Origin of the sequence: Desulfovibrio mangrovi (assembly GCF_026230175.1) — a bacterium.
Lineage (GTDB): Bacteria > Desulfobacterota > Desulfovibrionia > Desulfovibrionales > Desulfovibrionaceae > Halodesulfovibrio > Halodesulfovibrio mangrovi.
On record NZ_CP104208.1, the window covers coordinates 712485 to 737027 of the forward strand.

A 24543-nucleotide genomic window follows, 5' to 3' on the forward strand; every position below is an offset into this window, starting at 1 on the left:
GAGCTCCTGATCTGCAAGGAAATCAGGCTGCCGTGTATGCGGGAATAAGGCCATTCTGGGCTGTTGTGTCAGGTTGCCGACACACGGGGAGGGGCTTGCTGGAAGCCGGAAGGGGAAAAGAAAAGGAGGCAAGGAATGCTGTCTCCTTGCCTCCTGTATTTCGGACGGGATCAGTAGTTGTTCTTCGGGGGCAGGGGCAGTTCGTTGCCGATAAGAATGGCTCTGGTTTGCCATGGGGCAATGTCCAGTGTCACTTTTCTGCCTTCCAGCGACAAGGGGAGGGCGGAATCGTCCTCGACAAGCAGGTCGAGCGCCGTGGACTTGGAGTTGAGTTTGCCCCATGCCTTTTTGACGGAAAGCTTTTCCGTAACCGTCTCTTTGCCGAAGTTGGTGGCAACAAGCAGCAACGCGTCTTCTGCATCCTTTTGGGGGAGGCGGAAGAGTTGTACCAGGCTGCAGGTGTTTGCTGTCGGCAAAACGGCGAGTGGCGTTGCTGTCTGGATGCCGTAGTGTTCCCGGACCTGCAGGATGCGGTTCAGGTTCCAGACAAAGGAATAGGGCGTGAGTGACTGTTCCGGAATGGACCCGAACACGGTTTGCGCCTTGGGCATGCCGAGGGGCGTGATAAGCGTTTGCCGCGAACTGTTGAGCAGGTCATACGCGCCCATCATGTTCTGGCGCAGGGCCTCGTCTTCGTTGCGGGCGGGAACAAGCCCTTGTCGCAGCGGCAATGTGCCGGCCATTTCCTTGCCGGAGATCATGAATATTCCCGGCTGCATGGCGTGGTAGGCAGCCAGTGCCGTCATGCCCTTGTTCATCACGTCTGTCTGTTCAGCCGTCATGTGCTGCATGTCGCGTATGCCAGCCGCCATTCCGACGACTCCTGCCGGGGTGCTGTGCAGCACGCCGTTCTTGATCAGAATATCTCCTCCCGCGGCGGTGATGGTTTTCACCATTGTCTTTTCATACTGTTCCCGCATGGGGGGGATGCTGGTGTCGGCTGTGCCGTAGAGATGACAGAGGGAGAGGTCTACGCCTTCAGCAGGCTGAATTGCATGAACAAGGCGTTTGCGATCAATGCCCAGTGACTGCGTAAGTTCCAGCGTCTTGCGAAGGATGGTGGCATCGCCCGTGAGCAGCGCTGCCTGAGCGCTGACGGAACCGGCGTGGTCAATGGCTACGTCCGGTCCTTCCTGCATGAGCAGGCCCTGCATGGGAAGCGGCAGGGAATCCTGCAGGAAGCTCCAGCCCCCGTAGCGGCGCACTTCCTGCGCTATGGTGGCGGCAGCTTTGCGGGCACTTTCCGTGGCAATGGCAATGTCGCCCCGCCCGGCAGGGGTTGCCGGTTCAATGCCGACATAGGGGGCGACACTCACGCCGGAGAAGGCCACGCCGAGTGTACCGACCTGCTGGATGATGGAACCGGAGACAATGCGGCGGGCCGCTGCCGTGGGGTCCGTCCAGTTGAGAACAGGGCGGTCAGGCGACCCGTAGTAGAGATAGGCGTAGCGTCTGCTGGTGCCGTCCAGTCCCCGCACCTTGCCCGTGGCGGCCCAACCGTAGGGGATAAAAGGTATATCCAGAGTTTCGCGCAAGCGTACAGGAGGCAGAATGCGTTGTTCGCGGAGCGCCTTGAGTCCTTCGGCCGAAATCGGTTCCGCCTGCCATTGTTCAGGTACTTCGGGCAGCAGAGGCCAGCTTTCGGCGGGTAACTCGATCATGCTGTATATGCCCAGATACTCGGGCTTGGCGCGGGCGGAAAGAAAGAAGTCCGCTCCCATGCCGGTGGCGGCGGGCAGCAACGTGTCGCCCATGACGGCTCCGGCCATGTTGGCGGCGCGGGTCAGGCGGCGGTATTCATCCTGTGTGCCTGCGTACTTGCTGAATTCATACTGCACCGTGTCCGCACCGAGAAATTGTGTGCCGGAGATGTCGTATCCCCATATGCCGCCAGATTCGCGCAGGGGTGAAAGCAGCAGGCCGCGTATGCCCAGCTTCTGGGTTTGCCGCCAGAACTCCGGGTGCAACAGGGCCTTGAACAGGGATTCGTTGTCCGCAGTGAGGACTGAGGCCGGATGCAGCGACAGCCACACCGGAGCTTCCTTGATCAGAGTCTCCGGCCTTGGGGCGACGTAGGGTGAAAGCCACTGGATATTCGTGTTGGAGACGATGCGGGAAAGATCCTGCGAAGAGCGCAGCATGGCCTGCTTTTCGAGCCATTGCACATAGCCGGGGTCGGCCCGCAGCTCTGTTGGAGTGGGGGCCTTGGGCAGATTCTTGGTGCTTCGCTTGGCGTTGCAGCCTGTCAGGGCAATGGCAATGCACAGGGCGATAACTATATAATGCAGCCGGATGGCGTGCCGCATGTATGGTCCTCCATATCTTTCGTACGATCAATCTAGCAGGGTTCTATACTGCATGTTGCTTTGCATGAAAAGAAATGAGGTTGCCGTGAACCGGAAAAAGGACGGGACGCTCAAGGCAGATGTGCTCCTGTACGGCATTGACCCGAGCGCTGTGTCAGGATATTGGCAGCAGAAACAAGATAATAACCACGCCTGTGTCGTTGACCGAGCGGGCGATACGCAGCCGGAGTAACTATGTCCAAGTTTTCCACGGAATCGTTCATCAAGGAAAAGGTTGAAGTCGAAGACGCCAATAGGAATCTGGTGTTCGGCAAGTCCAAAAAACTGGACAGCTTCGACCCTGCCACAGGGCGCATCATCTTCATCGGCATGCCCGGAAGCGGGCGTCTCGAACTGGCACAGCGCGTTGCCGAGAGACTGAACATGCGGGTCGTCGCGCCCGAGGTCGTCGACTCCGTCGAAGCGTTGGACGCCGCCTGCGCCGATACGGGGATCATTTTCATCCTGCCCTGCGAGGCCTTGCGCGATGAGGCTATCCGCGCTGCCGTGCGCGAAAAGGGCAAGGTGTTCTACCTCATGGCAGAAGTGCTGCGCATGGCGTACCGCCTGAACCAGACCTCCATCCCCGAGCAGGAAGCCATCTCCGCATTGTTTGTGGAAATGGAGCCCCTGTGCATGATGACCCTGCACTACATTCTTCAGGCATGGAAGGAGCCTGAGGAAATTGTGGACAACGTGCTGGAAATGCTGGCGCTTCCCTGCTAGTCCACTAACGGAATTACCGTAAAAAGCCCTCCTTTCGGAGGGCTTTTTTTATGCGTATTGGTGCAGGTAGTTCGCGAACAGGCGCTGGCTGATCCGGCTGAAGGTATCAAAGTCCGCCGTCAGTTCCAGTCCGGGGATGAACGCCTTGACCACGGGGAATTGCAGATCCTTGCGCTGTAGCTCCACATAGACTGGGCGCCTGTTGTTGGCGATGAGGGTGCGTTCCATGAGCTGCAGATTGCGGATGGGGTCTTCCATGCTGAAGTCCGGCAGTTCATCGTGTCTGCGTATGGGCAGGTCTCTGAGCGGCGGAGCCGACTGCGGTCCCTGCGGATAGGGGTAAGGCGTTTCGGTGAGAGCGGAAATAACGGCGCGCTGGCCGTTGAGTCCTGCGCCCGTGCCGCGGATGACTTCGCCCTTGCGGGTCATGACAAAAGCCTTGTAGCAGGGAATGCCGAACTCCGTGGTGATGTCCTGTAACATTACGTGCACGCCGCGGGCTTCATAATCCGCCAGCAGCATCTTCACTTTTTCGTCTTCGCTGACAAGACGGAAGCAGTCTGCCTTGATGAAGGGTTTGGTGGCTTCCGCATCGCGTTCGATGATTTCAGTCAGTGCGGCCACCTTGGCTTCTTCAATGATGTTGCCCGAAGCAAGACCGGTGGAACCCTGAGCCGAGAAGAGGGCAATCTCGTCCAGATTGCAGAACATGTAGACCATCTGCACGGGCACCATGATGGGCTCCGGTCCATGTGCTCCAGGAGTGTGCCCCTGCATCCAGTGCAGAGGTTCGTCTTGATAGGGCACTTCCAGCGGGACGCTGTTGGGGTCCATGGCGGTAACGCCTTTGGCCGTGAGCTCTGAAAGGCGGGCAACCATGATGGGATGGTTCCTGGCCGTTTCGAGAACGGAAGAAGGGCCGATGGAAGCGAAGGATGAGCCGCGTTCCACCATCTCCATGGAGTAGCCTGCGCGGGTGTCGGCAAGAGAGAGTCCTCGGCCGTATGAAGTGGCGATTCCCTGCAGGGTCAGATTGTGCCTGCCGCATTCCACAGCAATATCAAGGTGCCAGCGGCGCAGGAGCGCGATGGGCGAGAGTGAGGCGATGTGGCGCATTTCCACGTCTGCGACAAAGCCGTACTCCACAAGGCGTTCCAGCGCGAGCATGGCGGTCTGTTCAGGAGCGGGGCGCTGCCAGGGCGCTCCGTAGGATTCCGCTGCAAGCTTTTCCCGCATTTCCGCCACGGAAACGGTCTTGGGCTGCTCCTCTTTATTGAAGAGCATGGGCAGATCAAAGTCGTCCATGTCTTCAGGCAGGGGGAGTATCCGGTGGTCCTGCATATTGGACTTGAATTTGGCGCTCCAGAGTTTGTGAGCCTCGCGATCATCCTGCATCCACCATTTCAGGTAGATGAGCGGGGTGTGATTGCGCAGTTCCGCCAGTGCGTTTTCGGGGAACCGGTTCAGAAGGCTGCCGTGAGCGGGGTGAAGAAGGCACGACTCCAGCAGCAATGCCGCCAGAACCGGACGAACGATGCTGCCGTCCTCCAGAGCGATGTCTAGCAGTTTTTCAATGCGTGCCGTGTCGAATTCCTTGGTCTGCTCAAGCAGGTATTTATGCATGAACTCGTCATAGGGATGCGCTTCCTGATAGGCCAGTGCATCGTCAAAGGAAATTGGATCTGACGGGTTGCAGGCAACGTAGCCGACGGTTCCTTTGGTGTCGGTGAGAGTAAATGAATAACGCATGATCTGGCTGTTCGGCATGAGCTCTCCGTGGCGGTTGAAAGTGATCTTGGGACCCTATAGCCCAGTCTGGCGGGTGATTCAATCTTGGGAATGGTATGTGAATGTTTACAGCGGAGTCGACGCCTCATCGCCTGCCGTATGCGTCGAAGCGAAAGGGGGATAGGTGGAGGGGGGATAGAAATAATCAACCTCCGGCATCGCGCGCAGAGTTAGCTGTGCGTAACGCCGGAGGTATCCGGGGGCGTGGGAGGAAGTGTAGCTATGGTGTTTAGAACGTTATCTTGACCGGCTGTGTAGAGGCTTCCGCATTGCGCTTCATGGCGGTGAAAGCCGTTGAAAATTTCTCTATGATCTTTCTGGTGAGGTTGGTCGGGGTCGTATACGTGCGCTTGCTTTCATAGATACAACCGTCGTTGCTGGTAATGACAAGCTGGAAATTTACCTGACCTTGGTCTGTAAAGGCAGCCTGCTTGGGGTAGCAGTTCAGGTACAACGTGCTCGACTTGAACATCTTGTGATATGATTTTAGATAGGTGTGTATGGTTTCAATATCCGATTCGGAAAGCGAATTGTCCGATTTGTCCTCCGGATAAATGACCTCTAGTGCAATATTGGGGGAAGAGTAGGCAACGGTTGGCTGTGTGGCGAACTGGAAATAACCGTAAATGAGTCCCATGGTGCTTCCCGCCGCGAGCACCGCCAATAATAGCCACTTCATGCATCTCTCCCCAAACCGGTTGTTTTTGCGAATTAGAAACTGACTATAGTATGCTTGCGGGGAAGATACATATGGGGGAAACCCCTTATTTTTAAGGTAGGGTTTGAATGCCTGACCAGAAATAAAAAAGGCCGCTCCATGGGGGCGGCCTTTTGATTATCTTTGGATGTGCGGCTATTGTGCGGCGGCAGCCTTGGCAGCTTCTTCGGCAGCCTTGGTTGCGGCTTCTGCAGCGGCAGCGGCGGCCTTGGCAGCTTCTGCAGCCTTGGCGGCGAGTTCCTTCAGTTCTTCAGCAGTCAGGGGCCTGGCAGCTTCAACCTGTTCTTCCTTGGCAGGTTCTGCAGTTGCTTCCGCCTGATGGCCCGCTTCATTTGCAGGCTCCTGATGCTCAGGGGCTACGGCTTCCTTGTGGTCTTCAGCAGCGGTTTCTTCGGCATGGCCGCCTGCCATGGCTTCCATGGCGCGGGCGGGGTTGGCTTCAACTTCAGCAAGGATGGCCATGGGCTTGTCTTCCTTCAGCCACTTCACGCGGCCGGTGGCAACGTCGTAAATGGCACCGACCACCTGCACCTTGCCGCTCTTGACCAGTTCGCGCGTGCTGGGGCTGACCATGAACAGGTCATGAACGGACTGCCATACGTTCTGTTCGATGGCCACGGGGATGACGTCTGCACCGTGCTTGCCGGTGTGCTTGATGGATTTTTCCACTGCAGGGGCAATGGGGGCCACCAGGCCGGGGATGTTGCGCTCAAGGGCATGTCCATGGCCTTCAATGGCGTTGGTGACGGCAGTCACGGCACCGCACTGGGTATGGCCGAGTACGACCAGCAGGGGGGTGTTCACATGAGCAAGGCCGTATTCGATGGAACCGGCTTCATCGCCCTGAACCACGTTGCCTGCAACGCGAATCACGAAGATGTCCATGACGCCTGCGTCAAAGATGCGTTCAACGGGCACGCGGGAGTCGGAGCAGCCGAGCACGGTGGCGAATGCATGGTCGCCCTGGCTTTCCATACCTGCCTGTTCAAGACGGAAGTTGTCCGTACGGGGATGCAGGGAATCGCCATTCACGAAACGTTCGTTGCCTTCCTGCAGCAGCTGCAGGGAAAGGGCGGGGGTGCGCTGGTCTTTGGTCTTCAGTTCCGAACCGTCGTCGTCGCCCATGGTCACGAAGAACAGGACAGCGAGGAACAGTGCCGCAATAATAATTATGTTCTTTTTGGAAACGGTGGACATGCGTAACTCCTCTTGAATCGTTTTCACCAGATAGACAATATGGCAACTGTAGCACGAAAACCCGACCGTAACCAGACGGACGGGTTATTATCATGAAGCGTTACGTGATATTATTCACAAGAAAGGACCAGTTAGCAATCACTAATTGGTGAGGGAGGTTGCCCTAGTCCTCTTCGGAAAAGATCTGCCTGTCTGTGCCCAGATAGGATTCCACGGCGTGGTAGAACGTTTCCATGAGGCGCGTGCGGTACTTGTCGCGGTGCATGACCGCGTAGAAGTGGCGGGTGAGCCGCAAGTCTTTCAAGGGCACTCTGAAGAGTTCGCCAAGCTCCAGTTCGCGTTGGATGGCAAAGGGCGAAAGGCAGCTCAGTGTATCCGGGTTCTGCAATACGCGTTTAATGGATACGGTGTGGTGCATTTCCATGACAATGCGCATGTTTTTCATGTGCTCTGCCATGTAATAGTTGAAGGTATCGCGTGATCCGGCGCCGGGTTCGCGCAGAACCCACTTTTTGTTCAGCAGCTCCTCAATGGAATACGGCCCATTCTTGGCGAAAGCCTCGTCGCTTGATACGACGAACAGTTCATCCCGGCACAGGCGGGTGAACTCCAGGTCTGAACTTTCAATATCGGTTTCAATGAGTCCGATGTCTATGCTGCCCTGTTCAAGACCTTCCGCAATGTCATGGGGGTTGGTGAAGACCGTCTCAATGGTGACATTGGGATATCTGTCCTCAAACTCAAACATGATCTGGGGCAGAATGTAGTCCGCAATGGTCGAAGATGCGCCTACCACTAGTACACCGGTCATGTTGTCCCCTTCAAACGTGCGCAGCACTTCGTTGAGGTTGTGCATGGCCGGTTCAAGGTTTCGCAGAAACGTGCGTCCATGGGGGTTCAGCGCCAGCCTACGGTTCAGGCGGTCGAAAAGCTGCACCCCGAGGTCCTGTTCAAGGCCTTTGAGTGCAACGGAAACAGCTGACTGGGTCAGGAAGCTTTCTTTGGCTACCTGTGAAATATTGGGATTTTTCGCAAGGGAGATGAATAGCTCCAGCTGGCGAAGGTTCATAAAGCCTCCGGCTCGGTTGTCTTCAGGGTTGTATCTATGGGCATATAAAACAAATTAATGAAGACGACAACGGGTAATGAATTTTGTGAATATAGTAACGAGATCGGGAAGCAAAAGCAGGACGCCGTTACGGGCAAGCGTAACGGCGTCCGGAAAGAAGGGAGGAGTTGTGACCCCTTCTGTGTGGCAGGAAAGACTAGTTGTGCATGAAGTAGTTGAAGAAGCCCTTGGAACGCTTTTCAGCAGTTTCCTGCTTGTATTCCTTGTACAGGAAGGCGATGCCGAGAAGAGCGGTTGCAAACACTACAGCACCAAAAACGAAACGCTGACCGAAGTCGTAGCTGCCGACGGCGAGATCCTGAACGGTGAAGGTGATGATCATCAGCAGCGGAATCAAAGCAAAAGACATGGTTCTTTCTCCAAAGAGTGTATGTTTTTTTCGGCGCAGCCTGCGGAGCAGGGGGCACTACGCCTTAATTTGAAAGCATATTGAATGCGGAATTGTTCAGCTACCGTATTGCTGCTTGTATCATTAAGAGTAACTTGCAGTTTACGGAGTGTTATTACTCGTGGTCAGATCTTCTTTCGAGATATTGTGAAATAATGATCAAGTTTCGAGTCTTTTGCATGTCGTATTGTGGACGTGCAGGGCAAGGAGTCTGTAGCGGCACTTCGTGAAATAAGGCACATTGCGAATTGTTCATGCAATGCGTTGGCCTTCACGAAAACATGTCGATAGCCAAGAAACAGGATATCGAGCGAAGAGTAACAGCACAACACGGTGCTGATGCATGCAGTCATTGCGTGAGATCAAAATACGCATGTTTAAGAATTGCGCAAACGAAAAAAATTTATGTCGATAAGAAGAAAAATTGATTAACTGACCAGTTCCCGGAAGGCGCGGGGGGAGGTGCTCGTGCGATCCGGAGCAGAGTCTGGCGTTGCTTTGTCTTGATTTTATTGACTGAATGCCCAGTTTGCGGAGTTTCCGAGCCGGTGGAGTATGAAAGCGGGAGGCCCGAATCGTTGCTCAGTCTGAACATGAGGTGAGGGAGGCTGGCCGGAAGGCGGTTGAACGCTTGACGCTTTTCCCCCTTGAGTCTAGTTTGGCGCAGCCTGAAAGGGGTGGCTTTGCGCTGGCTCCGCCTTCACGCAATCCCCTGCATCTCTGTAGATGTCGTATGCGGTTGCGAAAGGCTTTCAGGTTCAAATTTTGAACTATCCTGCAAATATTGATTGGGGGCACTATGTCCATAGAAGATGAAATTCTGGATCTGCGTGATGATCTTGCCGATGCCGTCATAGAAGCGTTGCTCGAGTCGGGGTATCGGGATCTGAAGGCGGAAGGGTATGAAGACTTTCCCATTCCCGCCCCGGTCGGCGGGCATATTCCGGACATCACCGCAAAGAACAAGAAGGGTATCACCTTCATATTTGAAGTGGTGACCAAGGAATTCTTTGCCGAGCAGGAAGTGGCGGACCGTATCAAGGCCTTTGCCGAATTCGGGAACGAGAAAGACGCCCAGTTTGTGGTTATTGTTCCCGAAGGTGAAGAAGGATTTGCCAGCGCGTTCATCGAGGATCTCGAAATCTCCGAAGACAGCGTGGAAATCTGGGAAGCCTGATAACATTCCCCATTTCATTCTTTCAGCACACGGCGTTGCAGCCGTGTGCCTTTTCTGTTGCAGTTGACGATCAGGAGTCTCAGGTACATGCCTACACGTATTGGAATTAACGGGTTTGGGCGCATTGGGCGTTATCTGGCCCGCCTGCTGGGAGATCCTGCCCTTGCCGGAACAGCAGGGGAAGGCTCTCTGCGCCTGACGACGGTCAACGACATCATGTCGATTGAAGAGGCTCGTCACCTGCTCCAGTACGATTCGGTGCACCGTCGATTCGATGGTGTTCAGCCCTGTGATGGTGGATTCCTGCTCAACGGGCAGCCGGTTCGTTATACCTCGGTCCAGCCTGCGGGGTGGAACTGGGAAGACGTGGATATTCTGGTGGAGGCCGCAGGCCCCTTTGCCGACAGAACCAGCACCGAGAAGCATCTTGCCGCAGGGGCAAAGCGTGTCGTGGTGGCCTGTCCGGCTCCGGATGCGGACATTACGGTTATTCCCGGAGTGAATGAAAAGGCTCTCGGGCTGGAGCACCGTATCGTGTCCTGCGCTTCCTGCACCACCAATTGTCTGGCGCTTCCCGTTCAGCACATCCAGCGGGAATTCGGCATCCGTAACGGGCACATGACGACCATTCATCCCTATACATTCCGTCAGCGTTTGCTGGACGGAACTCATTCCGACTGGCGCAGGGCAAGAGCCTGCGGGATGAACATGCTGCCGACGGCTGTAGGGGCCACGTGCACCGTGGCCAAGGTGCTTCCGGAGCTTGAGGGAAAACTGCAGGGGCTTGCCTTCCGTGTTCCCACGGCCAGCGTTTCGTTGATTGATCTTGTCTGCGAGCTTGAACGTCCGGTTACCGTCAGCGAGGTGAACGACCTGCTGCGCGGCCATGCTGACGAGCATATGGGCTACACGGAAGAGCCGCTGGTCTCGGTGGACTACACCGGCTGCACGTACGGCAGTGTCGTGGATGGCGCTCTCACTTCAGTCATGGACGGCACCATGCTGCGCATCGTGGCGTGGTACGACAACGAGGCCAGTTTTACGAACCAGCTGTTACGGCTGGTGCATCACGTTCGCAAGGTTGCCGGGCTGTAAGTTACGCCCCCGTGGCGTTACGGATGGCGTGAAGAAAGCGTGAGCGCAGAGCGTCGCTCATCAGTGCCTTCTTCACGGGAGAAAGCTTCAGGAATCCTCCCGCCAGTCCCCGCATGAATTCCTGTGTGCGGCTGTTGGGATTGTCGAAGATGAGATTCTGGAACGTGCCGCGTTCCAGACATTGCAGAATGACGCGTTCAAAGGTGTCTTCCGGATGGAAGACCTTTTGGGCGCGTTTTTTCAGTTGCAGCGCTTTCTGTTTGCATTTGAGGGCGCAGACGCCACAGCCCAGACAGATGGAGGTATCCACTACCGCCGTGCGAAGCTTGCGTGGTTTGCCGCCGGTTCCGAGGTCTCCCGTCAGTTCTTCACGGATATGTATGGCGTCAATGGGGCAGGCCTTGGCACACAGGCCGCAGCCGTTGCATCCTGATTTCTCGCACTCTGCAATAAAGCTTGAAGAGACCAGCACCCCCGCATAGCCGGATTGCTTGATGCCGTGCATGAGGTTGCAGCAGCAGCCGCAGCAATGGCAGATGAAGCCTGCTCCTTGGCGGACGTTGTCCGTGGAAAGGGTGAACCCCATGTCGCGGGAGCGGGCCAGAATATCCACCATCTCGGCCTTGTCGATACGGCGGGCAAAGTTGTTGCGAATGAGGAATTCCGCTCCATCTCCCATGGAGGTGCAGGTCTCCAGCGTTACGTCGCATCCCTGCGTTCCCAGATGGTGTTTCTCGTGGCGGCAGGAACAAAGTCCCACGGCGAAGATGCTGTTTTCCGCCACCAGTGCTGAGGCTTTCTCGTAATCCAGAATCTCCACATGGTCGGTGTCGGCCACGGTTTCCTCATAGGGCAGCGCCCGCATCACGGAAATGATCTGGCCATCGCCGAAATTGGCATCCAGAAAGTCCCTGTCGCCGAACATGTACCGCTGGAACAGTTCTGCCCAGAGCTTGGGGGACAATTCGCCCTTGGTGCGCATCATCGTGAATTCGAAAAAGCCGATCACGAAAGGGCTGATCATGTACAGATACTGCTCGTTTTCCCAGATGTCGCACACCAGTCCCTTGCTGCAGAGCGACTCCAGCCGCGGGCGCAGGGAAGCCGCAGGAAGGCCGGTAATCTGCGACACGCGCTCCAGCGTGGAGGGGCGGTAGGGCATTCTGATGATCAGTTCCGCATCTTCGGGCGTATACAGGCTGCAGAGGAGATCGCGGAAGGCAGGGGTCCATGGAGTACGGACCGAGGTCTGGTCAATCTTTTCACCCAGTTTGCGGTAAACGTCTTTGGCTGCGATGTGTCCCATGGCTGTTCCTGTTGTGCTTGGTATGGTGCGGGTAGGCGGCGGGAAAGCCCTCCTACCGGTCGCGCACCATACATGAAGGTGCTCGCATGGTACAGGAGGAACAGGAGGAACGGGGTGGACGGGGAATCAGTATGTGCCCAGTATTATGGTGCCCTGTCCGACGACTTTGTGGGTGCCGGAGTTAATGGCAAGGATGCGGGTCTGATAAGTGTTGCCCGTTCCGCCGGAGCAGGGGGGCAGATAGGCACCGTTTTCCACTCCTTCGATTTTGCCGCCGGAGATAGTTACCAGAGTGATGCCTTTTGGAAGCGCGGTCGTTTCGGCAGGAATGGACGGGACGGTATAAGACGTAGTGCCCTGAGGTATGTCCATGCGGAAGGCTCCGTGGCCTCCTCCCGAGGCAAGGGCTGAGCGGCTCAGGTTATTGAATGCGATGATGAGAATGTCTGTGTTCTGAGGGATGTGGCTGACGATGAAGCTCGGAGATGTTGGCGTACCGATTGTGTTGTATTTCGAACAGATTTGCGAAAGAGGGATGTTCTTTCCTGTCCATCTGCTGTCGGCAAAGGATATGAGCAGATTTGCGGTGTCAGAGGTGTCATAGCCGAACCGGGTGCTGCCGCAAGCCGTGAGGAGCATGGTCAGCAACAGTGCTATGGTTAGGGAAAGAAATCGTTTCACGGAACCCCTCCTGGCATTGGAATGGCGGTCAAGAGTGTTGCCTATGGATATACCCATGGTGGGAAGATTGCTACAGGAAAGTCTGCGGGTATTAGAGAGACAACAAAAAAGGCCGGAATGATCCGGCCTTTCAATCGTCTGAACGTGTTCTCGGTTACACGCCGAGCTGGTAGGTTACCGCAATCATCTGGGCTGCTGCGGCAAGCATGGCCAGCGGCAGGGCAGCGATCATGGATATCTTGTGGCGCATGGGGGTTTCGCTCCGCATTACGCGCAGCCAGAGGCCGCTTGCCAGCAGGGGCATTACAGCCGCGGTGAGCCAGCACCACATGGTGATGTTGTCTGTAGCGGGAGTGCCCAGCGTGGGCTGCAGCATGAAGAAGAGCCATGCGGCGGGCACAAGCTGCATCAGGGTGGGGATGAGTGCCCACTTGGCAGCGGAAGGTGCGGCAAACTTGTAGTAGTCGCGGCCGAAATCGTCACGGTTGCGGCGAAGCAGCAGATAGCACTGGGTAAACATGCCGGAAGCGCCCAAACCGCCGAGCAGGCTCTGTACGAACAGCGGCCACATGGCGGAAGCGGGAGATACCGTGTAGATAGTTGTGAAGATTTCCAGCTGTCCGGCACCGGCAGGCACTACATGGCCTTCACGCAGCATGCTGTTGGCGAGGCCGTAAATGAGGAACAGGGCGGAAATCATGGAAATGGCGGCAAAGAGGCCGATGAGCATGTGCAGGCTCTTGCTCTGGCGCATGGTCTTCCACAGCAGGGTGTATGCCATGAGCAGGGCGAAGGAGAAGGTGACAGCGCCAAGGCTGACCATCAGCGGCAGTCTGAACGGCCCCTGAAAAATCTCCGGATTCTGAACGGCAATATGCACGGAACCGGCAGCAATACCGGTGAAGAAAAGGCAGCCGAGGGTGGTTGCCATGGATGCGATCTGTTTGGCGAGCTTGTCGTGAAAGCTCTTCTTGTGCAGAACGGCAAGTTGCTGGTTGGCAACGGTGATAATCGGGCTTGCCGCGATGGCGAGCAATACCAGTCCGATGCAGCCTGCAATGAGAGCGGTTGCCGCTTGCGCCGGAGAGATGAGCATTGGGGTCATGCTGCTGGGCTCCTTTGATACTATTGGAGACAGGGCTGGATTCAGGCGTTATGAATGCCGGTTTTCCGCGCAAATGCGAATACCGGCCCCGTCCTGTCGGCAACGGTCTTGTGCCTGAAAAACGCCTGATGCGCAAGGCTGCGATACGCGGCCGGAGGAGAAACAAGGGAACTAACGCGCATTGTTCCTTGAAAAAAATCTGCGTCTCGCCTATTCATGTGAGGCATGGTGTAACTGGCGGGTATTGTGCGCAGGAAGGTTGTTGCGGCACGTCGGTTTCTATCATGAAGGGGTGGATTTCGTTTTCGCAAGATAGGGCCTGACCTGTTTCGGGGCGGTTACTGTGATGAAAACGCAGACATTGCCGGAGGCAAATATGGGTTGTCGTGTTGACCGGATGGTTGGTTGTATTCTGATTGCATTGTGCACTGCATGTGCGCCGCAGCAGGGGTCGCAGAACAAGGCGGCCAGTGACGAGTGGCGCTTGCAGAATATTGAAGCGCGTTTTCTGGAGTTTCAGGAAACCCAGAAGGAGCGCGAGGCGCAACTGCAGACCAGAGTGCAGGAGCTGGATGGTCAGCTTTCCACGGTGCGTCAGGAACTGGATGACACCAAGACCAAAGCCGGAGAGCTGCAGGCAGAGACTGCTGCTCTGAAGGAAGCCTTGCGCGCCCGTATGGTGGCAGCCGGAGAAGCTCCCCTTGCCGAAGCCCCAGTCTCACCCAAGTCTGAAAAGTCCGCCAAGACAGCAAAGAAAACAGCCGAGTCTTCCAAGCCGAAAGTGAAATCGGATGTAAAGTCGGACGTGAAGCCGGAAATGACGTCAGACGCGAGCGTCGGTGCCAAGCCTGCGCCCGCAACTCAAGCCCAGGCACAGGAAACTCCTGCCGGTGAAAAAGCCATGGTGGGCGATGCCTCCGGCGGTCCCGAGAAGCTGTATGAAGAGGGGCTTACGCTTGTCCGTGCCGGCGAAGTGGAAAAGGGCCGCAAACTGCTGGATCAGTTTATCGGCGATAACCCGAACCACAGCCTTGTCCCCAACGCTCTCTACTGGATGGGTGAGACCTACTATCATGAAAAGCGTTATGCGCAGGCTGTGCTTACCTTCAAGGAAGTTGTGCGTCGTTTCCCCAAGCATGACAAGGCTGCCGCTTCCATGCTGAAGACCGGTTTCTCCTACGAACAACTGGGCGACAAGAGCAACGCACGTTTCTACCTCCAGACCCTGATAGAAGATTATCCCTCCTCGTCGCCTGCGGAGATGGCCCGCAAGCGTTTAGCTTCGCTATAGGCCATCGGAGTTTCATGCAGCCGAAGGATTCCTCCGCCGCATTCAGTCTCGGTGGAATGAACGACGCACAACGTACCGAATTCTGGGCTTCGCTTGCCTTGCGGCACACGGCGCGTCTGGGCTCGCGTACGTGGAAGAAGCTACTCGACGTCTATCCCTCTCCGTATTCTGCGGTTCTTGATGTGGACAACTGGGTGGCCCGTGCCGGAGTTGCTGCCCGCATGGTTTCCGAATTTCGTTCCGAACGCTGGCGCGGACCTGCCAAAGAGGAATGGAGTGCCGCAGGCAAGGCGGGCTGGCGCATCCTGCTCTGGACCGATCCCCGGTATCCGCAGCGTCTCAAGGAAATAACCGATCCTCCCATATTCATGTATTACATGGGCGATGCCAGCCTGCTTTCCAATCCCGGAGTGGGGGTGGTGGGGTCGCGTTTGTGTTCGCGGGACGGCATTGCGACAACGCTTGAATTATGCCGCCGTCTTTCGGCATCCGGTGTGACGACCGTTTCGGGGCTTGCCCGGGGCATAGACAGCGAGGCGCATAAGGCCGCACTGGAAAGCTGGGGCAGCACCATTGCCGTGCTCGGTACCGGTCCGGACTGTATCTATCCGCCGGAAAATGCGGATTTGCATGCTCGCATTTGTGAAAAGGGACTGGTGCTTTCCGAATTTCCTCCCGGTACCATGCCTGAAGCCAAAAATTTTCCCATGCGTAACCGCATCATCAGCGGGCTTTCTCTCGGCGTGCTGGTTGTGGAGGCGGCCAAGCGCAGCGGCAGTCTGATTACCGCACGCCACGCCCTTGAACAGGGACGTGAAGTGTTTGCCGTGCCCGGAAGGGTGCAGGCGCGAACTTCGTCCGGATGTCACGATCTGATCCGGCAGGGAGCCAAGGCCGTGTTTTCCTGCGATGACGTGCTGGTCGAGATCGCGCCGCTCATCGGTATTCATGCCCATGAATGGAAGACGCCGGAAGAGGTGGCTCCCCGCCCGCGCGGGAGGGCTGAAGAGGCCTCCCGTAACGTGTCGGGCCGTACGACTGCCAGAAAGCCTTCGGGCTCTGCGCCGATCAGCCGCACTGGTATGCCCAGCGATGCGGAGCAACTCCGGGCCGATCAGGACGAAGCCGGAAGGGGTGGCGATGGAGATGTGCTGCCACTGTGTTCCGGTCTGCAACGCAACGGAGCCACTGTGCGCGCTGCTGTGGCTGCAGATCCCACAGACGGCATGACGCCTGATGAGCTTGAGTTGTACAAGGCCCTTGCCGGTCGGGAGTCGGTACAAATAGACGACTTATGCCGGGCTCTGGACTGGCAGGCATCCAGAACCAGTGCGGTACTCCTCATGCTGGAAGTGCAAGGGGCTGTTCGTCAGTTGCCAGGTATGCACTACAGCGCTATCGTGTAATCCGGCGTGTTCATGACAGCTTAACGAGATGGTTTTCATCATAAGATAGATCATGCAGAAGATACCCGTAAAATTGGCTGCCCCGGGCATGACGCTTGCCAAGGCCGTGGTCCGCGAAGACGGCATCACCCTTGTGGGTGAAGGCGTGGAGCTGTCGGAATCTCTAATTGCCCGCTTTGAACAGTCGGGTATCAGCAACATCACCGTGAAAGGGAATCCCGTGCAACTGGACGGGCTACCGGGGAGCACGGACTATGGCAAGCGCGCCGAGCGTATGGATCATTTGTTCCGCAAGCATTCCGACGACAACTTCATGATGACGCTTAAGAAGGTGCTGACACAGTATTTTCGCCTCAAGGCTGCCGCTCTGGCGGCTATTGCTGCTGAGGCCGCCGAAGCGGAAGCGGCACATGAGGGGAGGGAGGGCGCCGAAGCCGAAGGCGCGCCACAGGCAGACGGTGTTCACGACGTAGCCGGCAAGCCCAAACAGGGGAAGAACGGCATCAGTGCACTGCTTTCGAGGAAGGTGAAGCCATGACGCAGGACATGCGCACCCAGTACAAAGGTCGAGTGCTGGCGGTGAAAAATCTGCCCACCCTGCCCAAAGTGCTGGAAGAGGTGACGCGTCTCATGGAAGACCCCAACACCTCCACAGAACAGATTGCCAAGCTCATCACGTTCGATCAGGTGCTTTCCGCCAAGGTGCTAAAGATGGTCAATTCGCCCATCTACGGCTTCCCCGGGCGCATCAGCTCCATTCAGCATGCCCTAGTGTTGCTGGGCTTCAACGTCATACGTGGCCTTATCATCTCAACTTCCGTCTTTGACGACATGAACAAAGCCATGGTCGGGCTTTGGGAACACAGTGTGGGCTGCGCCCTTGCCTCCGGCGAGGTTGCCAAGACACTCGGCCTGAAGGATCCCGAGGAATATGCCGTTGCCGGTCTGCTGCATGACCTTGGCAAGGTGGTTTCCGCTGTGCAGCTGCCGGAGATCAAGCCAGAGCTGGAGAATCTGGTCAAGACGAAGGACATCACCTTCCTTCAGGCGGAGAAGGAGTTGCTCGGATTCGGGCATGACCGTGTGAATGCATGGCTTGCGGAACACTGGAACCTGCCGCCGAACATTTCCGAAGCCATTTCGTACCACCACAAGCCGTTGAGTGCGCAGCACTACACCAAGTATGCCTGCGTGGTACACATCGGCAACTTCCTGACCCGTGTGTTTGAATACGGGAACGGCGGTGATGACAACGTGCCCGTGTTGCAGCCCCACACCATGAAGCTGCTCGGTTTGAACCAGCGCATGCTGGAGTCCATTCTTGATAAACTTTCGGACGCCTTTCTTGAAGTCTCCGATCTCGGTTTCAGTTAGGGCGGCGTAGCGTTCATGCATCCATCCATGACGGAACAGGGCCCCCTGCAGGCTTTTCTCATATCTGCGGACGATTGTTTCGTGCGTCAGGTGCAGGGAATTTGGCCGACGCAGGAAATTCAGTGGACCATTTTTTCGCGTGCCGGGGCAGCGGTAGAACAGTTGCTGACCGATCCGCCCGCCCTGCTTGTTACAGACGCCGTTTTGCCGGACATGTCCGGAGAGACGCTGGTTACGCTGGTGAAGAGTGAGAATGTCTATCGTCAGGTGCCCACCGTGCTCTGCATGCCCCGCAAGGTTCTGTATGGCGAAACGGACTGGTCGCAGATGGAGGCGGACGATATCATCCTTGCCCCGTTCGAGGATCAGGAGTTCAAGGCCCGTGTCGAATTGACCCTGAACCGCATGTCCCGCTCCCTTGACGCCAATCCGCTTACCCGCCTGCCCGGGAACACCACCATCATCCAGTTCATCAAGGACAACATCGCAAGAAAGCGCGATTTTGCTCTCGGGTATGCTGATCTCGACAACTTCAAGGCCTTTAACGACAAGTACGGCTTTTCGCGGGGGGATGAGGCGCTCATGATGGCGGCGCGCATCATCGTGAATACTGTTCGTTCCTTCCCCGGCCCGTTGTCTTTTGTGGGACATGTGGGTGGTGATGATTTTGTGTTCGCCTTGCCGCTGGAAACGGTTGAACCCGCCTGCAAGCGGCTGGTGGCAGCCTTTGATGCCATTGTGCCCAGCTTCTACGATGAAGAAGACCGCGAGCGCGGCAGCATTGTTTCCAAGGACAGAAAGGGGCAGACCCAGACCTTTCCGCTTATGGCCATATCCATTGCCGTGGTCTGCAACCGCAATGGCAGTCTCAATCACTACGCCCAGGCATCGGCCATTGCCATGCAATTGAAGAAAAAAGCCAAGGAAGACCCGCGGAGCAATTATGTCATCGATCAAAGGAAGGCGTAGAGCCCGCGGGGGAGACGTTGATGTCTCCAGCTTTTCCGCCTTGTCACAGGCTGAAGGTGCCGGATCGGGCGGTCTTCCGGAATTGCCTGACATGGCTGAGATGTTCATAGGGCATCTTGCGGTGGAAAAGGGCTATTCCGATGCCACGGTAGCTGCCTACGCACGGGACCTGCACCAGTTTGAATCCTATGTGCAGCAGCATGGCGGCACCCTTGATGCGCCGCAGGCGATAACCCGCCAGACGGTGCAGGGATTCCTTGCAGACCTGCACCGCCAGCGCATGAACAAGACTTCCATGGGCCGCAAGCTCTCGGCCTTGCGGGGATTCTTTCGATATCTTGCCAAGAAGAAGTTCATTGCCGTCATTCCCACGGACGGCGTGCGCAACCCCAAGACCGATACCCGGCATCCCAAAGCCTTGAACGTGGACCAGACATTTGCCGTGCTGGATGAACGCAAACAGCAGACTGCCGAGGCAACGCGGCATCGGGGCAACGCCCGCGAGCAGTTGACGCGCGATCTCGCCCTGGCTGAATTGCTCTATGGTTCCGGCCTGCGTATTTCTGAGGCGCTCGGTCTGAATCTGTCAGACATTGATCCGTCCTCCGGCATTGTGCGTGTCATGGGTAAGGGCAGCAAGGAGCGCATGGTGCCGCTTTCTGATACGGCCAAGACAGCCCTGCAGACATGGCTGCGGCAACGGGAGGCGCTTGATGCTTCCGGCCGTGAGCCGGCCCTGTTTCTCGGTGCCCGTGGCGGCAGGCTGAACCGCCGGCAGGCGGCACGCATCATAGAAGACCTTTGCAAACGCGTGGGGCTTCCGCAGGCTGTTTCGCCGCACGGACTCCGTCATTCCTTCGCCACACATTTGTTGGAGGCCGGAGCAGACATGCGCAGTGTGCAGGAACTGCTTGGTCATGCGCGGCTTACCACCACGCAGCGATATACGCATCTCAACCTTGCCCGCCTTGTGGAAGTGTATGACAAGGCGCATCCCAAGTCCGGCAACACCGGGGCAAAGAAAAAGCCCTGATCGTTGTCAGGGCTTTTAGCATTCCGTCAGGGAATGGGTGATTCTTCTATGCCTACCTTGCACACTCCGTCCAAGCTTCGCAGCTTTTCATAAAGCTCCACCCATCCGGCATTCTCGCGACCTACGAGCCGGAATTTGTAGGTGGTGACTGAAGAGCAGGCATCCACTTCAAAGCCTACCGTGTGCGATGAGAACGATTTGCACTCTTCAATGATCTTGAGAAGCTCATTGTGCATCTGCACGTTCTTGCGGAAGACAACGGTCAGAATGACAAGGATGTTCTTGGGCGGCATGCGGCGCATGACCACGGGCAGCAGAAACAAGACGGCCATGATGATGGCCGTGGCCATGATGGCAGGCAGAATAAGCCCTGCACCTACCGCAAGGCCGATACCTGTAACAAGCCACAGACCGGCTGCCGTGGTTAATCCGCGGACACTGCCTTTACCTTTGATGATGGCACCGCCGCCCACAAAGCCGATACTCGCGATGGCGTAGGAGGCAATGCGGCCGGGGTCGAGCCGGACAACGGCCTGTGCGTCAAGGTGGCGGAACAGTTCTTCCATGTACAGCGAAAGCTGCATCATGAGGCAGGCGCCGATGGCGACCAGAATGTTGGTGCGGAATCCCGCTGCCTGCCCGCGGCGTTCGCGTTCAAAGCCTATGCAGCCGCCGAGGAAACCGGCGATGAGCAGTCTGGCGAGATGTTCCAGATGAATATGATGGGGTAGTGATTCAAACATGTGACCTCCGCGGCGCTTGCCGCTGTCACACGATTGTCACATTGGTTGGAAATGTCAATTGCTTGGTTCCGGCGATACGTAGAAATTCTGGCTGGTTGAGAGTGGTGCTTTAGTTTTGTGCATGCTTGAAGAACATTTCGTACAGCGTGAGCATAATCTCAACAGCAATGAGAAGCGTGATGTACCATTCAACCCTGTACGAACTCAGATAATCCAGAATGTCCGTATTGTAGCGGACCGTATCCGTGATGACTTTGAGTCTGCCTTCCAGCACCCGCTGGCGTTCCTTGATCTCGTATTCGCTGCTCATGAGCGAAAAGAGTTTTTCCAGTTCCGGCATATCCCAGAGTTGTTCCGGCTTGTCATCCACCATGATGCGGCTGACCATGGCGTTCTGGATGGCGAGTGAATTGCCCAGAGTTTTGATGAGTTTTTTGCGGCCGCCATGAATTTTGCCGTGCCGCATGTTTTCTGCAATGGGTTCTATGGTGTCCAGCATCTCCAGAATCATGTTTTCGTAACGGCTGAGCACCACGCTTTTGGAAAGCACATCCGCAATGATGTAGAGCTGGTCACGTGTCGGCGTCTCCAGTTTGATCTTGCCGTTGTATACGGAAAACGGAGTCTCGCCCGCAATGATCTCGACGGATTCGGTATCGGAAATACCGTCCAGCATGTCGGCGTGAGGGGCAATTTCTGCACGGATGAAAGGCAGGTCTTCCTCCCGTGCGCCGAAGTGGACCAGCGCGCCGTATTTGTAGACCAGAACAAAACAGCCCTCTCCCAAGTCCTTGATGGCGATGGAATGGGACAGGCGGGGATAGTCGAGCGTCCGCAGATTGATGCTCTTGGCAATGCATTCGGCGATGATGCGCATGATGGGCTCGTTTTCAGCTAGAGGTGCCATGCCGCGTGGAGCGGTGGACACCTGTCTCTTTGACAGGTGTCCATGATGAAAATGTAAGTGGATGCGGTGGGATATGGCAAGCGCTTTTTGCCGGAGGCTTTGCTAGCCTTCGGAAAGGGCTCTGTTCAGCGCAGCCTGGACATGCAGATGGGTGGTGTCGAGCAGGGGGAGAGGGGAACAGCCGGAATCGACCAGAATGCAGATTTCCGTGCAGCCCAGAATGACGGCTTGCGCGCCTTGCTGTTCCATGCCGTTGATGATGCGTATGTATTCTTCGCGGGAGTTGGTACAGACCTGGCCGCAGCAGAGCTCCTTGAAGATGACCTTATGCACGAGCGAACGGTCGGATGTGTCCGGTGTCAGCACCTTCAGGCCGTGCTTCTGCTCCAGTCGTCCCTTGTAGAAGTCCTGCTCCATGGTGAAGGCCGTGCCCAGCAGGCCAACCGTATGCATGCCCATTGCCTTGGCGTATTCCGCCGTGGCGTCGACAATGTGCAGTACGGGCACGCCGGTTTCCGCTTCCAGCCGTTCCGCGAACTTGTGCATGGTGTTGGTGGCTATGACCAGAAAGTCCGCTCCGCCTTTGCGGACAGAGTGGGCTCCGTCCACAAGATGGGACGCTACGGTCTCCCAGTCTCCGGCTGCCATGGCTTCTTCGACGGGATGAAAATTGACGCTGTGCATGACAATACGGGCGCTGTTCAACCCGCCAAGCCGTTCACGTACCCCTTCATTCAGCCATTTGTAGTAGAGCAGGGTCGATTCCCAGCTCATGCCGCCTAATATGCCTATGGTCTTCATCGGTTCCTCCTGTTGCGGCGCATTACAGCACAGAGCCTGAATGGTTGGCAGGCACAGAATATGGCAAAAACTACAGGCACAGTGGAAGACAGCCCGCTGTTGCAGCCGCCGGATCGTACGTCAGGCAGGGAAGGGGAGCAGGTTGTCATCCGGACCGAAGTGCATGGCTTCTGCCTGTGCAAAGTGTGTTGCGGAAAGAGGCAGCTCTTCGAACAAGGCAGGGGAGACGTATATGTTTTCCAGATGCAGCGTGTCGGCAATGCGGACAATTCTGACTGTCTCCGGCTGCCAGTCTCCCAGCGAATGCAGCGCAGCCTGCAGGGCCTGTCTGTCCGTTGGGTAGTGGATGGGAATGGCTGCCTTTTCGGGACTTATGCCCGTCAGGGCGTTGGTTACGGTCTTGCCGTAATCCATGGCATTCACAAGGCGATCCGTGGTGAAGTCGGCAAAGCCGATGCCGAGGGCGTTGCCTTCGGATTCCGGCGTAAGGTCGCGTACGAAGATGCGGCTGATTCTTGGGGTGGATGTGAAGTCGCCCAGAATATCGCGGTTTCGGCCTGTCACGTTCACGTCCATGCCGGTTCCGGAGATGTTCTTGCCGATGGCATCGACAATGAGGAGATCGACGGCGGCAAAGGGAAGCTTGGGGGAAAGCTGCTTGCAGAGCATGAGCAGCTTTTCTTCTTCCGCTTCAACATTACGAGCAGCAATGGCTTTGATGGTATGCAGCTTGCCGTGAGCGTTTTCCACCAGCCCGAGTCCGAACAGAATGGGAGCCTTGGCCAATGTCAATCGGCCGGCTTCCCTGATTACGCGGGCAAACCCGTGGCGGACGGCAAGCTTGTGATACAGGGCCGCTCCGGTGTGCTTGCCCAGCCCGATGCAGGCCATCTTGAACAGCCCGCTTTCTATGGGGGCTTTGAACTTGGTGTGGGATTTGATGCGGTTGGCAATAATGATGTGGTCTGCCTGCATGGCAAGAGAGTCCATGAACACGGGAATGCCGTCTTCTGTTTCCCCGAGCCGGACCACATCCATGGAAGAGCGGATGGGGGCTCCGATGCTGGCTTCGGTTATGCCCAGCGAAGCCAGAACCTTGACCTGTCCCTCTGCCGTGGCACCACCGTGGCTGCCCATGGAAGGAACGATGTAGGGATCAAGTCCCATGTCGCGGCAGATGGCGACCAACGCGGCGGTTACTTCCGCTATGCGGTCAATGCCTCGGCTGCCTGCGGTAATGGCTACGGTTTGGCCTGCCGTTACCGCTTTGAGCTTGCCGGAGGCGAACAGCTGCGCAACCGTATCACGTACGGCGGCTTCGACGTTCTGCACCGACTGCGCATCAAAACGTTGGCGGACGGGAGCCAGCATGGGCCAGCGGGTGATATCCGGCGTCCACATGCACGGTTACTCCGGCGAAAGCAGCTCAAGATTGAAGGCGGGATCAAGCTTGCGTACCATGCCGGAATCCACGATTTCCATAATAACCACTTCGGCGATCTTCCAGACGTCTATACCCTGACGGATGCAGCCCGTAAGGGTATCGTCTCCGCGCCCGAGGGTAGTATGCATGTGCAATTTGGGATTGCCCTTGGAGTCGGCAAACAGGGTGCCCAGCGCTGCGGCCTCGTGGGCGGCTTTGAAAACCCGGGTCACGGGGGTGATGATTTCTGCGTCGCCGTCTTCCGGTCCCACGACCAGCGTGCCGGAGCCTATGCCACCCACCAGTGAGACAAGACCGCCCTGAATGGCGTTCTCCGCCGCGAATTGTTCAATGCAGTCCGGCAGTCTGTCGCCGTCTTCAAGTCGCAGGACGAAAACGCGCCCCATGGATCCCTGTGCTGCTTTCATGGTAATGTCCTTTGCAGGTTATGATTCCGGTCGTGTGAAACCGGATACCTTATTCGTTGTTGGCGGGCAATGATGATTGCCTTTCCTTTTATGTTGTCCGCTCCCACCGAAATGGAGAACGCATGAAGCGAAAGCATGAACAATCAGCGGGGCGCAGGGAGCAGATGGCCGAGGCCGTGCTGAAGATTCTATGTTCGGAAGGCATGTCGGGGTTGACTGCCGCCAATGTGGCCCGTGCGGTAGGGGGGAGATCTTTGCCGTGTACAGGCATTATGGTGGCAAGCTGTCCATGCTGGAAGCTGGAGTGGACTTGAGGTAGGGGTTGGCCATTTGTGGATATGCCTCGCCAGACTGCAATGCGTATTGTCCGGCCGTTGCAGTGTTTATTTGCTGGACACTCTGCTGGTTAGTGTGCTTCTCTGGTTAATGTTGTAATGTTTCTACTGTCATGTT

General features: G+C 56.6%; 23 protein-coding genes. 9 read left to right on the top strand and 14 right to left on the bottom strand.

Translation table 11 applies throughout. From position 1 onward, the window contains the following. Positions 1–170: 170 nt before the first annotated feature. Positions 171–2366, bottom strand: coding sequence for a hypothetical protein (locus N1030_RS03310; RefSeq protein ID WP_265827655.1), 2196 nt, complete (start codon positions 2364–2366; stop codon positions 171–173). Positions 2367–2600: 234 nt separating this feature from the next. On the opposite strand from N1030_RS03310, the gene N1030_RS03315 reads away from it, so the two are divergent. Beyond that, the gene (locus tag N1030_RS03315; protein ID WP_265827657.1) at positions 2601–3131 is read left to right on the top strand and encodes a hypothetical protein; all 531 of its coding nucleotides are present in this window, start codon (positions 2601–2603) and stop codon (positions 3129–3131) included. A 48-nt stretch (positions 3132–3179) separates the two neighbouring features. Here the strand turns inward: N1030_RS03315 and N1030_RS03320 are convergent, their stop codons facing one another. The 5 genes from N1030_RS03320 to N1030_RS03340 all read right to left on the bottom strand — a co-directional run bounded on the left by N1030_RS03320 (position 3180) and on the right by N1030_RS03340 (position 8312). Then, entirely contained in the window at positions 3180–4898 is a 1719-nt protein-coding gene (locus tag N1030_RS03320) for a YcaO-like family protein (RefSeq protein WP_265827659.1), read from the bottom strand. A gap of 250 nt (positions 4899–5148) precedes the next feature. Beyond that, a complete protein-coding gene (locus N1030_RS03325; RefSeq protein WP_265827660.1) occupies positions 5149–5598 on the bottom strand; it encodes a hypothetical protein in 450 nt (149 codons plus the stop codon). A 174-nt stretch (positions 5599–5772) separates the two neighbouring features. Further along, positions 5773–6834 carry a carbonic anhydrase gene (locus N1030_RS03330; protein ID WP_265827662.1) on the bottom strand — a complete coding sequence of 354 codons (1062 nt, stop codon included), beginning with the start codon at positions 6832–6834 and terminating at the stop codon, positions 5773–5775. Positions 6835–6997: 163 nt separating this feature from the next. Further along, on the bottom strand, positions 6998–7903 hold the full coding sequence (locus N1030_RS03335; RefSeq protein WP_265827664.1) for a LysR substrate-binding domain-containing protein: 906 nt from the start codon (positions 7901–7903) through the stop codon (positions 6998–7000). Positions 7904–8099: 196 nt separating this feature from the next. Further along, positions 8100–8312 carry a hypothetical protein gene (locus N1030_RS03340; protein WP_265827665.1) on the bottom strand — a complete coding sequence of 71 codons (213 nt, stop codon included), beginning with the start codon at positions 8310–8312 and terminating at the stop codon, positions 8100–8102. 838 nt (positions 8313–9150) lie between these two features. Between N1030_RS03340 and N1030_RS03345 the strand changes: the two genes are divergently transcribed. Next, a complete protein-coding gene (locus N1030_RS03345; protein ID WP_265827667.1) occupies positions 9151–9528 on the top strand; it encodes a hypothetical protein in 378 nt (125 codons plus the stop codon). Between the two features lie 87 nt (positions 9529–9615). Continuing rightward, positions 9616–10623 carry a type I glyceraldehyde-3-phosphate dehydrogenase gene (locus tag N1030_RS03350; RefSeq protein WP_265827668.1) on the top strand — a complete coding sequence of 336 codons (1008 nt, stop codon included), beginning with the start codon at positions 9616–9618 and terminating at the stop codon, positions 10621–10623. Position 10624: 1 nt separating this feature from the next. On the opposite strand, the gene N1030_RS03355 is transcribed toward N1030_RS03350, so the two are convergent. The 3 genes from N1030_RS03355 to N1030_RS03365 form a co-directional block, all read right to left on the bottom strand. Next, the gene (locus N1030_RS03355) at positions 10625–11929 is read right to left on the bottom strand and encodes an ATP-binding protein (RefSeq protein WP_265827670.1); all 1305 of its coding nucleotides are present in this window, start codon (positions 11927–11929) and stop codon (positions 10625–10627) included. A 126-nt stretch (positions 11930–12055) separates the two neighbouring features. Beyond that, positions 12056–12610, bottom strand: coding sequence for a hypothetical protein (locus tag N1030_RS03360; RefSeq protein WP_265827671.1), 555 nt, complete (start codon positions 12608–12610; stop codon positions 12056–12058). 154 nt (positions 12611–12764) lie between these two features. Beyond that, positions 12765–13715 carry a hypothetical protein gene (locus N1030_RS03365; protein ID WP_265827673.1) on the bottom strand — a complete coding sequence of 317 codons (951 nt, stop codon included), beginning with the start codon at positions 13713–13715 and terminating at the stop codon, positions 12765–12767. Positions 13716–14091: 376 nt separating this feature from the next. Here N1030_RS03365 and ybgF point away from each other — a divergent pair, with 376 nt between their 5' ends. The 6 genes from ybgF to N1030_RS03395 all read left to right on the top strand — a co-directional run bounded on the left by ybgF (position 14092) and on the right by N1030_RS03395 (position 19788). Beyond that, positions 14092–15006 carry a tol-pal system protein YbgF gene (ybgF, locus tag N1030_RS03370; RefSeq protein ID WP_265827674.1) on the top strand — a complete coding sequence of 305 codons (915 nt, stop codon included), beginning with the start codon at positions 14092–14094 and terminating at the stop codon, positions 15004–15006. 14 nt (positions 15007–15020) lie between these two features. Next, positions 15021–16412, top strand: a complete 1392-nt coding sequence (gene dprA, locus N1030_RS03375; protein ID WP_265827676.1) for a DNA-processing protein DprA — start codon at positions 15021–15023, stop codon at positions 16410–16412. Between the two features lie 52 nt (positions 16413–16464). After that, a complete protein-coding gene (locus N1030_RS03380) occupies positions 16465–16950 on the top strand; it encodes a hypothetical protein (RefSeq protein WP_265827678.1) in 486 nt (161 codons plus the stop codon). Then, a complete protein-coding gene (locus tag N1030_RS03385) occupies positions 16947–17786 on the top strand; it encodes an HDOD domain-containing protein (protein ID WP_265827680.1) in 840 nt (279 codons plus the stop codon). Before N1030_RS03380 ends, N1030_RS03385 begins: the two co-directional genes overlap by 4 nt. Positions 17787–17801: 15 nt before the next feature. Beyond that, positions 17802–18755: a diguanylate cyclase gene (locus N1030_RS03390; RefSeq protein WP_265827682.1), complete on the top strand. Its 954-nt coding sequence runs from the start codon at positions 17802–17804 to the stop codon at positions 18753–18755. Between the two features lie 91 nt (positions 18756–18846). Continuing rightward, positions 18847–19788, top strand: coding sequence for a tyrosine recombinase XerC (locus N1030_RS03395; protein ID WP_265829007.1), 942 nt, complete (start codon positions 18847–18849; stop codon positions 19786–19788). A 26-nt stretch (positions 19789–19814) separates the two neighbouring features. On the opposite strand, the gene N1030_RS03400 is transcribed toward N1030_RS03395, so the two are convergent. The 5 genes from N1030_RS03400 to N1030_RS03420 all read right to left on the bottom strand — a co-directional run bounded on the left by N1030_RS03400 (position 19815) and on the right by N1030_RS03420 (position 24090). Next, positions 19815–20531, bottom strand: a complete 717-nt coding sequence (locus tag N1030_RS03400; RefSeq protein ID WP_265827684.1) for an MgtC/SapB family protein — start codon at positions 20529–20531, stop codon at positions 19815–19817. A 109-nt stretch (positions 20532–20640) separates the two neighbouring features. Continuing rightward, positions 20641–21459: an RMD1 family protein gene (locus tag N1030_RS03405; RefSeq protein WP_265827686.1), complete on the bottom strand. Its 819-nt coding sequence runs from the start codon at positions 21457–21459 to the stop codon at positions 20641–20643. Positions 21460–21540: 81 nt separating this feature from the next. Beyond that, positions 21541–22239, bottom strand: a complete 699-nt coding sequence (locus N1030_RS03410) for an aspartate/glutamate racemase family protein (protein WP_265827688.1) — start codon at positions 22237–22239, stop codon at positions 21541–21543. A 120-nt stretch (positions 22240–22359) separates the two neighbouring features. Further along, positions 22360–23640, bottom strand: a complete 1281-nt coding sequence (locus tag N1030_RS03415) for a nickel pincer cofactor-dependent isomerase, group 22 (protein ID WP_265827690.1) — start codon at positions 23638–23640, stop codon at positions 22360–22362. Between the two features lie 6 nt (positions 23641–23646). Then, on the bottom strand, positions 23647–24090 hold the full coding sequence (locus N1030_RS03420) for a PPC domain-containing DNA-binding protein (RefSeq protein WP_265827692.1): 444 nt from the start codon (positions 24088–24090) through the stop codon (positions 23647–23649). Positions 24091–24543 lie beyond the last annotated feature (453 nt).